General features: G+C 73.2%; 14 protein-coding genes. 7 read left to right on the plus strand and 7 right to left on the minus strand.

Annotation, left to right across the window (positions count from 1 at the left end):
* Positions 1–507: 507 nt before the first annotated feature.
* The 4 genes from EKG83_RS08680 to EKG83_RS08695 all read right to left on the minus strand — a co-directional run bounded on the left by EKG83_RS08680 (position 508) and on the right by EKG83_RS08695 (position 5,372).
* Positions 508–1,500 carry a sigma-70 family RNA polymerase sigma factor gene (locus EKG83_RS08680; protein ID WP_033431350.1) on the minus strand — a complete coding sequence of 331 codons (993 nt, stop codon included), beginning with the start codon at positions 1,498–1,500 and terminating at the stop codon, positions 508–510.
* Positions 1,501–1,700: 200 nt separating this feature from the next.
* Positions 1,701–2,126 carry a D-aminoacyl-tRNA deacylase gene (gene dtd / locus EKG83_RS08685; RefSeq protein WP_033431349.1) on the minus strand — a complete coding sequence of 142 codons (426 nt, stop codon included), beginning with the start codon at positions 2,124–2,126 and terminating at the stop codon, positions 1,701–1,703.
* The gene (locus EKG83_RS08690) at positions 2,123–3,610 is read right to left on the minus strand and encodes a DUF7782 domain-containing protein (protein WP_033431348.1); all 1,488 of its coding nucleotides are present in this window, start codon (positions 3,608–3,610) and stop codon (positions 2,123–2,125) included. Before EKG83_RS08690 ends, dtd begins: the two co-directional genes overlap by 4 nt.
* A gap of 262 nt (positions 3,611–3,872) precedes the next feature.
* Entirely contained in the window at positions 3,873–5,372 is a 1,500-nt protein-coding gene (locus tag EKG83_RS08695) for a PucR family transcriptional regulator (protein ID WP_033431413.1), read from the minus strand.
* A 108-nt stretch (positions 5,373–5,480) separates the two neighbouring features.
* On the opposite strand from EKG83_RS08695, the gene EKG83_RS08700 reads away from it, so the two are divergent.
* Complete coding sequence (locus EKG83_RS08700) at positions 5,481–5,795, plus strand: DUF3099 domain-containing protein (protein WP_033431347.1); 315 nt, start codon at positions 5,481–5,483, stop codon at positions 5,793–5,795.
* Here EKG83_RS08700 and EKG83_RS08705 read toward each other — a convergent pair.
* Positions 5,782–6,672, minus strand: a complete 891-nt coding sequence (locus tag EKG83_RS08705) for a carbohydrate kinase family protein (protein WP_033431346.1) — start codon at positions 6,670–6,672, stop codon at positions 5,782–5,784. The genes EKG83_RS08700 and EKG83_RS08705 overlap by 14 nt on opposite strands.
* Positions 6,669–7,592: a pseudouridine-5'-phosphate glycosidase gene (locus EKG83_RS08710; RefSeq protein ID WP_033431345.1), complete on the minus strand. Its 924-nt coding sequence runs from the start codon at positions 7,590–7,592 to the stop codon at positions 6,669–6,671. Before EKG83_RS08710 ends, EKG83_RS08705 begins: the two co-directional genes overlap by 4 nt.
* A 31-nt stretch (positions 7,593–7,623) precedes the next feature.
* On the opposite strand from EKG83_RS08710, the gene EKG83_RS08715 reads away from it, so the two are divergent.
* On the plus strand, positions 7,624–7,869 hold the full coding sequence (locus EKG83_RS08715; RefSeq protein WP_033431344.1) for a DUF3039 domain-containing protein: 246 nt from the start codon (positions 7,624–7,626) through the stop codon (positions 7,867–7,869).
* A 55-nt stretch (positions 7,870–7,924) separates the two neighbouring features.
* On the opposite strand, the gene EKG83_RS08720 is transcribed toward EKG83_RS08715, so the two are convergent.
* Positions 7,925–9,121, minus strand: a complete 1,197-nt coding sequence (locus EKG83_RS08720; protein ID WP_153277950.1) for a YihY/virulence factor BrkB family protein — start codon at positions 9,119–9,121, stop codon at positions 7,925–7,927.
* A 119-nt stretch (positions 9,122–9,240) separates the two neighbouring features.
* Between EKG83_RS08720 and EKG83_RS08725 the strand changes: the two genes are divergently transcribed.
* The 5 genes from EKG83_RS08725 to EKG83_RS08745 all read left to right on the plus strand — a co-directional run bounded on the left by EKG83_RS08725 (position 9,241) and on the right by EKG83_RS08745 (position 15,956).
* The gene (locus EKG83_RS08725; RefSeq protein WP_033431343.1) at positions 9,241–11,010 is read left to right on the plus strand and encodes a DEAD/DEAH box helicase; all 1,770 of its coding nucleotides are present in this window, start codon (positions 9,241–9,243) and stop codon (positions 11,008–11,010) included.
* Between the two features lie 303 nt (positions 11,011–11,313).
* On the plus strand, positions 11,314–12,453 hold the full coding sequence (locus EKG83_RS08730) for a sugar ABC transporter substrate-binding protein (protein ID WP_033431342.1): 1,140 nt from the start codon (positions 11,314–11,316) through the stop codon (positions 12,451–12,453).
* Between the two features lie 83 nt (positions 12,454–12,536).
* Positions 12,537–13,310, plus strand: coding sequence for an ATP-binding cassette domain-containing protein (locus tag EKG83_RS08735; protein ID WP_033431341.1), 774 nt, complete (start codon positions 12,537–12,539; stop codon positions 13,308–13,310).
* A gap of 44 nt (positions 13,311–13,354) precedes the next feature.
* Complete coding sequence (locus EKG83_RS08740) at positions 13,355–14,782, plus strand: sugar ABC transporter permease (RefSeq protein WP_033431340.1); 1,428 nt, start codon at positions 13,355–13,357, stop codon at positions 14,780–14,782.
* Between the two features lies 1 nt (position 14,783).
* Positions 14,784–15,956, plus strand: coding sequence for an ROK family transcriptional regulator (locus EKG83_RS08745; protein ID WP_033431339.1), 1,173 nt, complete (start codon positions 14,784–14,786; stop codon positions 15,954–15,956).
* The last annotated feature ends 125 nt before the right edge of the window (positions 15,957–16,081 follow it).

Genomic DNA, 16,081 nt, shown 5'->3' on the forward strand with positions numbered 1-16,081 from the left:
GCCCCCGACCGCCCCGACCTTCCTCGGCGTGCGACGGCTCCACGTGATGGGGTGGAGGCGTCGCGCAGCTCGTTGTAACGCACGACCGTGCCGTGGCGGACGTCACAAGTCAACCCGGCTGAACGGGTGAACCGCGCTGGTCCGCCCGTCGGGATCGCCGAAGTCCCCCGTTCGGCGGCTTGGCCGGTGCGGCGCCCCGCCGCAGGCGGCTGCCCGCCCCGGCAGGCGCGGCGCCAGGCGTCCCGCCTCGGTCGGCTCCCGATTCCGGCCGGCACAGCACCGGGCGCCCCGCCTCAGCCGGCTCCCGGTCCCGGCAGGCGCGGAGCCAAGCGCCCCGCCTCCGTCGGCTCCCGGTCCCGGTCGGCACAGCACCAGGCGCCCCGCCTCGGCCGGGGTCCGGCCTCGGCGGCGCGCCCACCCCGGTCGGCGCCCCGTGCTCCCCGGCGTTGCCCAGCGCTCCCCGGTCTCCCCGATCTCCCCGTGCTCCCCGGCACTGCCCGCGTGAACTCAGCTGGCGTAGGCGCGCAGCCGGGCGGCCCGCTCACCCTGCCGCAGCTTCGCCATGACCTCCCGCTCGATCTGCCGCACCCGCTCCCTCGACAGCCCGAACTGCTTGCCGATCTGGTCCAGGGTGCGCGGCTGCCCGTCCTCCAGCCCGTAGCGCAGCCGGATCACCGCCTGCTCGCGCGGCTCCAGCGTGGCCAGCACCCGGCGCAGGTCGTCCTGCAGCAGGCCGGAGATGACCGCGCTCTCCGCGTCCGTGGCGTCGGAGTCCTCGATGAAGTCGCCCAGCGGGGCGTCCTCCTCGGTGCCGACCGGCATGTCCAGGCTCACCGGGTCGCGCGCGTGGTCGAGCAGGTCGGACACCTTGTCCGGCGACAGGCCCGACTCCTTGGCCAGCTCCTCGTTGGTCGCCTCGCGGCCGAGCTGCTGGTGCAGGTCGCGCTTGATCCGGGCCAGCTTGTTGACCTGCTCCACCAGGTGGACCGGGAGCCGGATGGTGCGGCCCTGGTCCGCCATTCCGCGGGTGATCGCCTGGCGGATCCACCACGTGGCGTAGGTGGAGAACTTGAAACCCTTGGTGTAGTCGAACTTCTCCACCGCGCGGATCAAACCCAGGTTCCCTTCCTGGATGAGGTCCAACAGCGGCATTCCGCGGCCGGTGTACCGCTTGGCGAGCGATACCACCAACCGCAGATTCGCTTCGAGCAGGTGGTTCTTCGCGACGTGGCCGTCGCGGATCAGCGCACGAAGTTCGCCGCGGCGCACATCGGTCAGACCGGACTTGGTCTCCAGCATGTGCTGCGCGAACACCCCCGCTTCGATGCGCTTGGCGAGTTCCACTTCCTCGGCCGCGGTCAGCAGCGCTGTCTTGCCGATGCCGTTCAGGTACACCCGAACGAGGTCGGCGGCCGGTCCCTGGGCGTCGAGGTCCATCTCGGCGCTGGTGCTGGTCTGCTCGTTCCCGACCTCTCGGTCGAGGACCTTCGGGACGGTCATGGAGCTCCCTCCCCCTTGTCGCGGGCTGGCAGTGCGGTCGTGTCGCGCACTCCGCGCTGCGCTGCGCGGTCACCTTTCGGTGTCTGACACTTGGGAGAACGCAAACCCGATCGAAATGGTTCCCGCATCCTCGACCTGGAAGACGTCACTGCCGTCACAGCGGTTGCGCCCGGAATCCTGAGGATTTCCTGAGAAGGATCTTAGAGTTCCACCAACACGGTGAACGGACCGTCGTTCGCACTGCGCACGGACATCATGGCGCCGAACCGTCCTGTTTGAACCCGAGCACCCCTCAGGCGCAGTTCGGACACCACGGCTTCGACCAAAGGCGCCGCGTGCCCGGGCCGGGCGGCGGCCGTCCACGACGGCCGCCGCCCCTTCCTCGTCTCGCCGTAGAGGGTGAACTGGCTCACCACGAGCAGCGGCGCGCCGGTGGTGGCGCACGACTCCTCGTCCCGCAGCACGCGCAGTTCGTGCAGCTTGCGCGCCATCAGCGGCGCCTTGTCGGGAGTGTCGTCGGCGTGCACCCCCAGCAGCACCAACAGCCCGGGCTCGTCGATGGTGCCGACGACCTCGCCCTCCACCGTCACGGACGCCTCTGTGACTCTCATCACAACAGCTCTCACGCGGGCACGACCATCCCGTGCCGGACCAGCTCGCGCACCACCGGCAGCGCCGCCGCGGCCAGCGCGTCCGCGTCCAGGTCCTCGGCGTAGGCCAGCAGGGTGATCAGGTCCTCCAGCGGCAGCACGCCGCGGAAACCGGCCAGCAGCCGCGCCGCGACCTCGTCCAGCTCGTGCTGCCACCCGGGCCCGTCGGTGCGGTGCAGGCGGCGCACGACCGCCTCCCAGCCCTCCTCCGACGGCGAGGACACCTCTTCGAGCAGCACGGAGGCGGGCACCGTGAACCGCGTCTTGAGCAGGTCGTCGTTGCCGCGCTCGCGCAGCCACGCGACGCGGTCGAGCCAGGCGGCGGACTCGGGGCCCAGCGGGTCGTCGTAGGCGTGGCGCAGGTCCTCGCAGACGACCTCGGCGTGCGCGGCGTCGGTGCGGCGCAGCGTGACGAAGCCGAAGCCGATGCCCTCGACGTCGTGCTCGGCGAACCAGTCCAGCCAGGCGCCCGCCTTGGCGCGGCCCTCGTCGCCGCGCGGGTCCACGCCCGCGTCGCGCAGCCAGGTGCCCACGTACAGCGTCGGGTCGGCGACGTCGCGCTGCACGAACCAGGCGTCCACGCCGCCGCGCGGCAGCCAGGAGGAGACCCGGTCGGCCCAGTCCTCGCCCCGGCGGTGCAGCCAGGACGCCAGTAGCTGCCCGACACCGCCCTCGTTGAGGAACGACGGCATCTGGCGCACCACGAGCGCGCTGGCGTCGTCGCCGCCCAGGCCGGAGTCGCGGTAGACGTAGTCGACGCGCGGGGGCCCCACCACGAACGGCGGGTTGCACACCACCTGGTCGAACCGCCGCCCGCGCAGGGGCCCGAACCACTCGCCCCGGCGCAGCTCGACCTCGACCTCGTTCAGCCGGAACGTGCCCGTCGCCAGGGCCAGCGCCCGCTCGGACAGGTCGGTGGCGGTGATCCGCCGGGCGTGGCGGCTCGCGTGCAGGGCCTGGACGCCGCACCCCGTGCCCAGGTCGAGCAGGGTGTCCACGGGCCGCCGCGACGTGGCGCGGGCCAGGCTGATCGAGGCGTGGCCGACGCCCAGCACGTGGTCGGCGGGCACGGGCCCGCCGCGCTGGTCGGAGTCCAGGTCGGCGACGACCCACCAGGACCCCTCGTCGTCGCCGTAGGGCCGGATGTCCAGCCCCGCGCGCAACCGGTCGCCCTCGCCGCGCAGCACCTCGTTGCGGACCGCGTCCTCCAGGTCCACCCCCGGCAGCGCCGACCGCACGTCCTTCTCCTCCTCGGCGTCACCGAGCAGGAACAGCCGCACCAGCGTGCCGAGCGCCCCGGCGTCGAGCGACGCGCGCCGGGCGGCCTCGGGCTCACCGCGCCCCAGCGCGGCGTGGGCCTGCGGCCCCAGGGCCTCGACCACCCCGTCCGCGTCGTACCCGGCGTCCCGGAACGCCTCGCGCAACCGAGCGGTCAGTTCAACAGAAAGATCAGGGAGCACCGCAGCATCGTCCCGCGCCCCCACCCCCCACGCCCGCCCACCCCACCTCCCCTCCGGCGTGTCATGCCCTCAACCCGCGCGTGTCATGCATTCAGTCCGCGCGTGTCATGCGTTCAAACCCCGCGTGTCATGCATTCAGCGCTCGTGTGCCGGCGAATGTCGAACTCGGTGGTTCTGAATGCATGACCCGCGGGTGTTGGAGGCATGACTCGCGGGAGCTGAGTGCATGACACGCCGGTTCTGGAGGCATGACTCGCCGGGATTAAGGGGGTGGGGTTATGGCCAGGGCGATGGCCATGGCCAGGCGTTGGTCTGGGTTGTCGAGGGGGAGGGGGGTTACTTCGGCCATGCGCTGCATGCGGTAGCGGAGGGTGTTCGGGTGCACGGCCAGGGCGCGGGCGGCCTCGCGGGCGTCGCCCTGGGCGGCCAGCCAGGCGCGGAGGGTCGAGGCGTACTGGGTGCCGTGCCGGGCGTCGTGGTCCAGGAGGTCGGCCACGGGGCCCCGGGTGGGCAAGCGGCCCGCCTCGGCCACGCCCGCCAGCCGCCGCAGCAGGACGTGCGACCACGAGTCGTCGTAGACGACCGGGTTGCCGGACGAGAGGGCCAGGCACTCGTCGGCCTCGGCGCGGGACGCGGGCAGCGACCCGGCGTCCGCCCGGCCGCCCACCCCGGCCTGCACCACGGCCTCCGCCGGCAGCTCGCGGACCAGGGCGCGGACCCACTCGACCGCCGCCGCCGGGTCGTCACCGCACGGCAGCACCGTGTAGAGCACGTTGCCGAACAGCGCCGACCGCCCGGGCCGCGACCAGCCGAACCCCGCCGTGGCCCGGGAGAACGCCAGCAGCGCCGCCCCGTGCTCGCCCTCGCCGGCGTGCGCCTGCACCGCGATCACCCGCAGGTCGGTCGACGGCAGCCCCAGCCGCGCCAGGCTGCCCGGCGCGCCCGCGTCCAGCGCCTCGATCACCAGGTCCGCCTCGGCCTGCCGCTCCAGGTCCGCCGACGCCCGCGCCCGCAGCAGGTGCAGCGCCGCCGTCCGCGCCCCGTCCACCAGGGCCGCGTGCCGGACCGCGTCCACCGCCGCGTCGACCTCCACCCACACCGACCCCAGCAGCTCCCGCCCCGCCCGCACGGCCGCCACCAGCCGCCCGCCGAGCTGGTCGGTGAGCTTCGGCACGAACATCGGCTCGTCGGACCGCGCCAGGTGCGCGAACACGCCGTAGGAGTCCAGCGCCCGCCGCGCCTCCTCCGGCACCCGCCGCCCCAGGATGGTCTGCACCCGCACCGGGTCCACGTCCTGCTGCCGGTACGAGTAGGCCAGCACCCGCGACTGCTGGTCCTCGATGGTCACCGGCCCGCCGACCACCGCCGCGATCGCGTCGGCCACCGCGAACAGGTCGCCCGCGCCCTGACCGCCCAGCACCAGCGTCTGCGCCACGTTCGCCAGCTGCCCCCACGGCACCGACGGGTCCACCAGCAGCACCGCCGCCCCGGACCGCCGCGCCGCCGCGGCGACCCGCTCGTCCAGCGGCGGCGCGCCGTGCAGCACGACGGCCGCCGCCGCGGTCCCGCCGACCAGCCGCGCCGCCGCGGCGGGCGTGGGCACGCCGAGGCCGAGCAGCACGTCGTCGGGCGCCGCCGCGGTGTGCTCGGCCGGGTCGTGCAGCGCCACGCCGCGCAGCTCGACGTCCCGGCCGCGCGGCGCGCAGCTCAGGTGCGTGCCCAGGCTCCCGAGCACGTCCACCAGCCGATCAAGGGCGACCACAGCCGGATCGTAGGGGCCGAACGGCCGCAACCGCGGCGCGAATCACCCCGCACCCGTTGTGTCCACCCCGGTGCGGGGTGGGACCATGGGTGCATTGGAGGTGATGTCGTGACCAACCCCGAGCGCGACAGCACACCGGTGCTCATCACCGAGGCGGCTCCCTCCTACGAGGAGCAGCACGCCGCCCGCAAGCGCAAGTACGCGATCATGATGAGCGCGCGCATCCCGTGCCTCATCCTCGCCATGGTCTTCCACCAGACCTGGTGGCTGGCGCTCGCCTTCCTCCTGCTGTCCGTGCCGCTGCCCTGGATGGCCGTGCTGATCGCGAACGACCGGCCGCCCCGCAAGGCGGAGAAGGCCAGCCGCTTCGTCCGCGAGCACCGCGCCGTCGAGGCCCGCCCGCACCAGGTCATCGAGGGCTGAGGGCACCGGGCACCGGGGGCTGGGCGCCGACCGACGACACGGCCCGCGCCGCCGCCCGCACACCGCCCAGCAGGGCGTCCCGCCGCGACGCCCCGGTCAGCCACGCCGCCAGCAGCCCGGCGTCGAACGCGTCGCCCGCCCCGGTCGAGTCCACGCAGTCCACGTCCTCGGCGGGCACCGACAGCACGCCGTCCGCGTCCACCCAGCTCGCGCCGCCCGCGCCGGACGTCAGCGCCACCGCGCCCGCCACGTCCAGCAGCGCCGAGGCCGACGCGGGCGAGGCCGACCCGGTCAGCGCCACCAGCTCCTCGGTGTTGGGCAGCAGCAGGTCCACGCCCCGCACGTCGTCGAGGAACCCGTCGTAGACCAGCGCCGCGGACTGCGGGTCGACCGACGTGGTCAGCCCGGCCTCCCGGGCCGCCCGCAGCGCCGCCACCCCGGCGGGCCGCGACGACGCGTCGAGCAGCACGTAGCCGGACAGGTGCAGGTGGGAGGCCCCGCGCAGCAGCGCGGGGTCCACGTCGCCGGGCGCGAAGCGGGCGTTGGCGCCCCGGTCGGGCAGCATGGACCGCTGCCCGGTGTCGTCCACCAGCACCACCACGCAGCAGGTGGCCGCCTCCGGGTCGACCGCGAACGCGCACCGCACCCCGGCCGAGGTCAGCTCCGCGTGCACCTGCCGCCCGGCCGGGTCCGCGCCGACCCGCGCGACCAGCACCGGCGACGCGCCGCACGCGGCCAGCCACACCGCCGTGTTCGCGCCCGCCCCGCCCGGCTCGATGGTCACCGAGGCCCGCGAGTCGCCGCCGTGCACGACGGGCCCGGAGTGCCGGGCCACCACGTCCAGCCCGGCGTCGCCGACGACCACGACGCGGGTCACCGACCACCCTCCAGCCGGGCCAGCTCGACGGCCACGCCGGCGGCCAGCGCCGCGTTGGACACCACCAGCTCCTCGTTCGAGTCCAGGCTCACCCCGCCGCTGGCGCCGTGGAAGTGCTCCAGCAGCACGGGCGTGACCTCCTTGCCGCGCACCCCGCGCGCCCGCAGCAGCTCCAGCCCGTCGGCGAGCAGGCGCTCGTGCAGGTCGGCGGGCATCTCGAAGGACTCGGGCACGGGGTTGGCCAGCAGCACGCCCGCCTCGCCCGGCACGCCCCGGTGCGCCGCCACCACGGCCGCGGCCTCGGCCGCCGACTCCACCCGCCACGGCACGCCGAACTCCGACTCCCGCCGGTAGAACGCGGGGAAGCGGTCGGTCCGGTACCCCAGCACGGGCACCGACCGGGTCTCCAGCAGCTCCAGGGTGGCCCCGATGTCCAGGATCGACTTGACCCCCGAGCACACCACCAGGACCGGTGTGGTCGCCAGCACGTCCAGGTCGGCGGACACGTCCCACGTCTCCCGCGCGCCCCGGTGCACGCCGCCCAGCCCGCCGGTCGCGAACACCCCGATGCCCGCGGCGTGCGCCAGCGCGGCCGTGCCCGCCACCGTGGTGGCGCCGTCGCGCCCGAGCGCGAACGCCGCGCCCAGGTCCCGCCGCGACAGCTTCACCAGCTCGTTCGCCGGGTCGCACACCCGGTCCAGCTCGGCGGCGGTCAGCCCCACCCGGGGCACCCCGCCCAGCACGGCGATCGTGGCGGGCACCGCGCCCGCGGCGCGCACCGCCCCCTCGATCCGGTCGGCGACCTCGCGGTTGCGCCCGGGCGGTAGCCCGTGCGACAGGATCGTGCTCTCCAACGCCACCACCGGCCGGTTCTCGGCCAGGGCGGATTCGACCTCTTCGGTGATGCTCGGCGTACTCACGAGGGGCCATCCTCCCAGGTAAGCTGGGTGGGTGAGCACGCAGACTCTGCCCGACGTGGAGACGCGGCCGGAAGGCACCGACCACACCGGGGACGACTCCCCGAAGATGTTCCACTACGTGCGCAAGAACAAGATCGCGGAGAGCGCGGTCATGGGCACGCACGTGGTGGCGCTGTGCGGGGAGGTCTTCCCGGTGACGAAGTCGCCCAAGCCCGGCTCTCCCGTCTGCCCGGAATGCAAGAAGATCTACGACGGCCTGCCCAAGGGCGGCGAGTAGGTCCCCACCCCGCGACGTCCCGGCGCACCCGCGCCGGGGCGCCGCCGTCCGGCGCTCACCCCGCCAGGCCCGGCCCGCGCCGCACGGACGGCGGGTCCTCCCGCGGCTGCTGCGCCGCCGCGCCCCCCTGCCGCTCCTGGGCCCCCGACGCCTGCGCCCCCGACGCCTGAGCCTCCGGCCCCACCGGCTCCCGACCCGAGGGCGCCTGCCCGGACGGCGGTTCCCCCGCCGCCGCGGTGCCGTGGCCGCCCGCGGCGTGCTCCCGGGCCCGCTTGTCCTCGTCGGAGCGGATGCGCTCGGCCGCCCGCTCGATCTCCAGCCGCTGCCACCGCCGCCGCTGCCGCCGGGTCATCCGCGCGGGCCACATCTCCTGCAACGCGCTGTTGAAGTACGCGCCGAGCGTGATCGCCAACCCGATGAAGAACGCGAACAGCAGGAACGCGATCGGCGTGGCCAGCGCGCCGTAGGTGTAGCCGGTGGTGGTGATCCACCGGATGTAGAGCCGCAGGCCGATCGACGACAGCAGGAACACCGCCATCGCCAGCACGGCGCCGGGCACGAGCCGGTGCCACGGCAGCTTGTTGGGCAGCGCCACCTTGTAGAGCGTGGCCAGCGCCAGCACCAGCAGCACCCCGATGGTCGGGTAGTAGAACGCGCTCAGCCAGCCCGCGACCGTCGGCTCCCACGCGTCGGGCAGCAGCCGCGCCAGCACCTCCGGGCCCAGCGCCAGCACCGGCAGGCCGATGATCAGCAGCACCAGGCTGGCCATGTAGAGCAGCAGCGCGAAGATCCGCTGCCACACCTCGTTGCGCACCCCGTACTGGTCGTGCGCGGCCGTGATGGCGTCCACGAACGACGACATGGCCGACGAGCCCGCCCACAGCGAGATCAGGAAGCCGACCGAGACGATCTCGCCCTTGCCGGTGGTCAGGATCTGGTCGACGGTGGGCGCGATCACCTCGTTGACCACGTCCGAGCTGAAGATCGTCCGGCAGGTGGAGATGATCCGGTCCTTGACCGCGGCCACCACCTCGGGCCCCAGCCAGTCGCCGACGTAGCCCATGCTGCCGAGCAGGCCCAGCAGCAGCGGCGGGAACGACAGCGTCTGCCAGAACGCCGCCTCGGCCGACTCGGAGAAGATGCTCCCGGCCCACGCCTTGGACCACGTGCGCGCCAACAGGCGCAGGGGTCCCTTCCGACCCGTGCGGCGCGCTCCGTCGACCCTGGGCGAAACCATCGCGAGGTCAAGCATGGTGCATCGCGGCCGATTCCGCGGCACCGGAGCGCGTGTCCCGGCGCGAAACCCCGCGCGCGCCGGCAGCGGGTAGGCTGTCCCTGCCCTCGACGGTCACCCGCACCGAGGGCATTCGCATGTCCACCGCGCCACCGCGGATCAGCCACGGGAGGGGTTCGAGGTTGTCGCAGCCGCAGGTCGTCGCGACCCGACCCCTCCGCGCCTGGCAGCGCCGCGCGCTGACCAAGTACCTGGCGGCCGGGCCCAAGGACTTCCTGGCCGTGGCGACGCCCGGCGCGGGCAAGACCACGTTCGGCCTGCGCGTGGCGGCCGAGCTGCTGGCCGACCGCACCGTCGAGGCGGTCACCATCGTCACGCCCACCGAGCACCTCAAGCACCAGTGGGCCAAGGCGGCGGCCGAGGCGGGCATCGCGATCGACTCGAACTTCCGCAACACCAACGCGGTCACCTCGCGTGACTTCCACGGCGTCGCGCTGACGTACGCGCAGGTCGCCGCGCACCCGACGTTGCACCGCGTGCGCACGGAGAACCGCAAGACCCTCGTGCTGCTCGACGAGATCCACCACGGCGGCGACGCCAAGTCGTGGGGCGACGCGATCCGCGAGGCGTTCACCCCGGCGGTGCGGCGGCTGTGCCTGACCGGTACGCCGTTCCGCTCGGACGACTCGCCGATCCCGTTCGTCACCTACGAGCCCGGCCCCGACGGCGCGATGCGCAGCAAGGCCGACCACTCCTACGGCTACTCCGACGCGCTGCGCGACGGCGTGGTCCGGCCGGTGATCTTCCTGGCCTACTCGGGCGAGGCGGCGTGGCGCACCAGCGCGGGGGAGGAGTTCTCCGCCCGCCTGGGCGAGCCGCTGACCCAGGAGCAGACCGCGCGGGCGTGGCGGGTGGCGCTCGACCCGACCGGCGAGTGGATGCCGTCGGTGCTCAAGGCCGCCGACGTGCGGCTGACGCAGCTGCGCAACGGCGGCATGCCCGACGCGGGCGGCCTGGTCATCGCGACCGACCAGACCGTGGCCAAGGCGTACGCCGAGGTGCTCAAGCGCGTCACCGGCCACGACGCCACGCTGGTGCTGTCGGACGACCCGAAGGCGTCGGGCCGCATCGCCGAGTTCTCCGCCTCGCAGGAGCGCTGGCTGATCGCGGTGCGCATGGTGTCCGAGGGCGTCGACGTGCCGCGGCTGGCCGTCGGCGTGTACGCCACCAGCGCGTCCACCCCGCTGTTCTTCGCCCAGGCCATCGGCCGGTTCGTGCGGGCGCGGGCCAAGGGCGAGACGGCCAGCGTGTTCCTGCCCAGCGTCCCGGTGCTGCTCGGCCTGGCCAGCGAGCTGGAGGCGCAGCGCGACCACGTGCTGGGCAAGCCGCACCGGGAGAAGGACGGCTGGGACGACGAGCTGCTGTCCCAGGCCAACAGGGTCGAGGACGAACCGGGCGAGGAGGAGCGGTCGTTCACCTCGCTGGGCGCGTCGGCCGAGCTGGACCAGGTGATCTACGACGGTTCGTCGTTCGGCACGGCGGCGTTCGCGGGCAGCGACGAGGAGCAGGAGTACCTGGGCCTGCCCGGCCTGCTGGAGCCCGACCAGGTGCGCGCGCTGCTGCGGCAGCGGCAGGAGAAGCAGCTGGTGGAGGCGAGCAGGCGCAACGCCGCCGCGGCCACCGCGCCCGCGCCGCCCGCGCCGGCGCCGAGGTCGGCGAGCGTGCAGGAGCGGCTGGCGCAGCTGCGCAAGGAGCTGAACACGCTGGTGGCCATGCACCACCACCGCACCAAGAAGCCGCACGGCAAGATCCACAACCAGCTGCGCGAGTACTGCGGCGGCCCGCCCACCGCGATGGCCACCATCGAGCAGCTGGAAGAGCGGATCGCCACGCTGCGCTCGTGGTGACCCCGCCGGTGCCGCCCGGTCGGTGACCCGCGTCACCCCTTTCGCCTGCGTGGAACGCCGTTCCGCGGTGTCGGGGCGATCTTCGAGCCGATCATCGTGGTCGGTCGCAACAAACCCTGCGTTGGTCTCTTTGTGACCGGGCGTGGTCAAGTGGTCCGTTCGGCGTATTCAGATGACCGTTCGGTTACCTGGCCGTTAGCGCATCGTGTCTCCTTTATCGGTCAAGTGTGCTTCCGGTCACCGTGGGTGTGGGCATACGTTGTGCGCCACAACATTTACGCTCCTGCGTGAAAGGGATGGCGGATGCGTAGCAAGAGCCTCGCTCTCATCGCCGCAAGCACGGGCCTTGCGTTGGCCATGACGGCATGTGGCGCGAACTCGTCCTCGGGTGGCAGCTCCCCCTCGGACACCAACACCAACAGCGCCTCGGGCGGTGGCGAGAAGGTCGGCGTCATCCTCCCGGAGACCAAGTCCTCCGCCCGCTGGGAGGGCTTCGACAAGCCGCTGCTGGAGAAGGCCCTGAAGGCCGAGGGCCTGGAGCCCGACATCCAGAACGCCCAGGGCGACGTCCAGAAGTTCTCCACCCTGGCGGACGGCATGATCAACGCCGGCGTCAAGGTCCTGATCATCGCCACGCCCAACAGCGAGGTCGGCGCCGCGGTCGCCAAGAAGGCGCAGGCGCAGGGCATCGCGGTCATCGACTACGACCGCCTCAACCTGGGCGGCTCCTCCGACTACTACGTCTCGTTCGACAACGAGAAGGTCGGCGAGCTGCAGGGCCAGGGCCTGGTCCAGGGCCTGGAGGCGCTGGCCGCGGGCAAGAAGCCGGCCGAGGTCATCGAGATCGAGGGCGCCCCGACCGACAACAACGCCACCCTGTTCTACAACGGCCAGCAGAAGGTGCTGAAGCCGAAGTACGAGGCCGGCGACTACAAGCTGGTCCAGTCGCAGCCGATCCCGGACTGGGACAACCAGCAGGGCGGCGTGACCTTCGAGCAGATCCTGACCGGCAACGGCCAGAAGGTCGACGGCGTCGTGGCCGCCAACGACGGCCTCGCGGGCGCGGTCATCACCGTGCTCAAGAAGTACGGCCTGAACGGCAAGGTCCCGGTGACCGGCCAGGACGCCACCCCGGAGGGCCTGCAGGCCGTCCTGCGCGGCGACCAGTTCATGACCGTGTTCAAGCCGATCGACGCCGAGGCCAACGCCGCCGCGAAGCTGGCCGCCGCCCTGGCCAAGGGTGACACCGCCGCCGCCGACGCCCTGGCCAAGGGCTCGGTCCAGGACACCAAGGGCAACCGCGCGGTCAAGTCGGTGCTGCTGGAGGCCCAGCTGATCACCAAGGACAAGGTCAAGACCGTGGTGGACGCGGGCTTCGTCAAGGCGAGCGAGATCTGCGTCGCGGACCTCACCGCCGCCTGCACCGAGCTCGGCATCAAGTAGTCAAGGCTCGCGCCGGGGCGGGGTGCGGGAGGCGCACCCCGTTCCGGCGCACCCACGCGTGTGGGCCCAAACGGAGGAAACCAGTGAGCGAGCCGATCCTCGAACTGCGCGGCGTCAACAAGAGCTTCGGTCCCGTGCACGTCCTGCACGACATCGACTTCGCCGTGCACCCCGGCCAGGTCACCGCGCTCGTCGGTGACAACGGCGCCGGCAAGTCGACGTTGGTCAAGTCCATCGCGGGCATCCACCCGATCGACTCGGGCCAGGTGCTCTTCGACGGCAGGGAAGTGCACATCCACGGTCCGCGCGAGGCCGCGGACCTGGGCATCGAGGTCGTCTACCAGGACCTCGCGCTGTGCGACAACCTCGACATCGTCCAGAACATGTTCCTCGGCCGCGAGCGCGGCAAGGCGGGGCTGCTCGACGAGGCCGACATGGAGCAGGCCGCCCGCAAGACGCTGACCTCGCTGTCGGTGCGCACCGTCAAGTCGGTCCGCACCCAGGTGTCGTCGCTGTCCGGCGGCCAGCGGCAGACCGTGGCCATCGCCAAGGCCGTGCTGTGGAACAGCAAGGTCGTGCTGCTCGACGAGCCCACCGCCGCCCTCGGCGTGGCGCAGACGCGGCAGGTCCTCGACCTGGTGCGCCGCCTGGCCGAGCAGGGCCTGGGCGTGGTGCTGATCAGCCACAACATGAACGACGTCTTCGAGGTCGCGGACCGCATCGCGTGCCTCTACCTGGGTCGGATGGCTGCCGAGGTCAACACCAAGGACGTCACGCACGGCCAGGTGGTCGAGCTGATCACCGCCGGCCGCTCCGGGGAGCTGGGCATCGCCCGGCCCGAATCCGCCACCATCTGATGCCGGCGACCCCAGGCTCACCAGCCGCAGAACGAGGAACGAGCATGACCAACACCACGAGCGAGACGTCGCCCAAGGACGCCCAGGGCGCGATCTCCGACTTCGGCATCGACACCACCTCCCAGTCGACCGGCGAGGCGGTGCGCGACTACGTCGCCCGCGTCCGCGGCGGCGAGCTGGGCTCCCTGCCCGCGCTGCTGGGCCTGGTCGTCCTGCTGATCGCGTTCAGCTCGCTGGCCGACACCTTCCTGACGCTGGGCAACATCGCGAACCTCCTCGCGCAGGGCGCGAGCATCGTCATCATCGCCATGGGCCTGGTCTTCGTGCTGCTGCTGGGCGAGATCGACCTGTCCGCGGGCACCGCGTCCGGCGTGTGCGCCTCGGTCATGGCGCTGCACCTGGTCAAGGGCGGCAACCTGCTCGGCGGCATGGGCAGCACGGTGTTCTACGTGTTCTGCGCCATGCTCGCGCTGGCCATCGTGCTGGCCTCGCTGATGAAGGTCTGGCCCGGCGCCGCGCTGGCCGCCGTCGCGCTCGTCATCTCCCTCGTCGGCGTCCCGGCCAACCCGTGGGTCGAGATGCTGCTCGCCGTCTGCGTCGGCGCGGCCATCGGCTCCATCACCGGCTTCCTCGTCGCCAAGGTCGGCATCCCGTCGTTCGTGGTGACCCTGGCGCTGTTCCTCGCCTGGGGCGGCGTGGTGCTCCAGTTCATCGGCCAGGGCGGCACGCTCGGCCTGAACAACGAGGTCCTGTTCAACGTCGCCAACGGCAACCTCGACACCGCGGGCTCGTGGATCCTGTTCGTCCTGGCCGCCGGTGGCTACGCCGCCGTCGTGCTCGGCCGCCACTTCAGCCGGCTGCGCAAGGGCCTGGTCGCCCAGCCCACCCCGATGGTGCTGACCAAGGTCGGCGTGGTCGTCGTCCTCGCCGCCGCCGCCACCTACGCGCTCACCCTCAACCGGTCGGTCAGCCCCCGCGTGGTCATCGCCGGCGTCCCGTACGTGGTGCCGCTGGTGCTGGTCCTGCTGGTCATCGGCACGTTCGCGCTGGAGCGCACCCGCTACGGCCGGCACGTCTACGCCGTCGGCGGCAACAAGGAAGCCGCCCGCCGCGCGGGCATCAACGTCGCCCAGATCCGGATGAGCGTCTTCGTCATCGCCTCCTCGCTGGCGGCCATCGGCGCGATCGTCTACTCCTCGAAGGTCGGCTCGGTCGACCCGAACGCCGGTGGCGGCAACACGCTGCTCCTGGCGGTCGGCGCGGCCGTGATCGGCGGCACGTCGCTGTTCGGCGGCAAGGGCCGGCTGCGCGACGCGGTCATCGGCGGCGCGGTGCTGGCGATCATCCAGAACGGCATGGGCCTGCTCAAGCAGCCCGCCGCGGTCGTGTTCATCGTGACCGGCCTGGTGCTGCTGCTCGCCGCGAGCGTCGACGCCCTGTCCCGGCGCCGGGCGGCCAACGCCGCCCGCTGACGTGAGCACACCGACCGCGGGAGCCCGACCGGACGAGGTCCGCAGGCACAACCGCACGGCACTGCTGCGCCGGCTGCACGTGGACGGGCCCTCCACCAGGGCGTCGCTGGCGGCTGAGCTGGGGCTCAACCGCAGCACGATCAAGGCCCTGGTGGACGGCCTGGCCGAGTCGGGCGTGGTGGCCGAGCGGGTGCCCGCCCAGCGCTCCGGCGCGGGCCGCCCGTCCCTGCTGGTGCTGCCCCAGCCGCACGCCGCCGTGGTGATGGCCATCGACATCCGCGTCGAGCAGGTGGCGATGGCCATGGTGGGCCTGGGCGGCGACATCCTCGGCCGGGACTCGTGGAACCTGCACCACCGGTCCCGCGAGCCCGGCGAGGTGATCACGCACATCGCCGACTCGGCCAAGCTGCTGGCCGACGAGCTGGGCGTGTCGGCGGTCGGGGTCGGCGTGTCGGTGCCCGGCGTGGTCCGCAGGTCCGACGGGCTGGTGCACGAGGCGCCCAACCTGCACTGGACCGACGTCGCCCTGGGCCGTCGGCTGTCCGCGGTGCTCAAGCTGCCCGTCCAGGTCGGCAACGACGCCGAGCTGGGCGCGCTGGCCGAGCACACCCGCGGCGCCGCCCGCGGCTCCTCCGACGTGGTCTACATCTCCGCCGACGTGGGCATCGGCGGCGGCGTCATCTCCAGCGGCCGACCGCTGCGCGGCACCGGCGGCTACGTGGGCGAGCTGGGGCACATGGTGGTCCGGCCCGGCGGCCGGCGCTGCTACTGCGGCTGCCACGGCTGCTGGGAGACCGAGGTGGGCGAGGCGGCGCTGTGCCGGGCCCTCGCGCTGCCCGAGGACGCGCCGCGCGGCGCGGTGGTGGCCGAACTGCGGTCGCTGGCCGGTTCACCGGACTCGGTGGCCCACCGGCTGGGCGAGTTCACCGAGTGGCTGGCCATGGGCCTGGTGACCGCGGTCAACATGCTGGGCCCCGAGCTGGTGGTGCTCGGCGACCTGTTCACGGCCCTGCCGGAGTCGCTGGTGGAGCAGCTGCGGCGGACCGTGCAGCAGCGGTCCCTGGTGTCGCGGGCCGTCGGCGGCACCCGCATCGAGACCTCGCCGCTGGGGCGGGACGCGAAGCTCGTCGGTGCCGCGGAGCTGGCCTTCGAGCCGGTGCTCGACGAGGTCTGAGGACCGGGCCCGGCTGTCCGCCGAGCCCGGTGGTCCCGGGCGGTCCGGCCCCGTCCTGGCCGGGAACCCCGTGGGAGCCCGGGAAAATGCAGGGGGCGGGAACCTCGGTGAGGTCCCCGCCCCGG

Source organism: Saccharothrix syringae (genome assembly GCF_009498035.1).
Lineage (GTDB): Bacteria > Actinomycetota > Actinomycetes > Mycobacteriales > Pseudonocardiaceae > Actinosynnema > Actinosynnema syringae.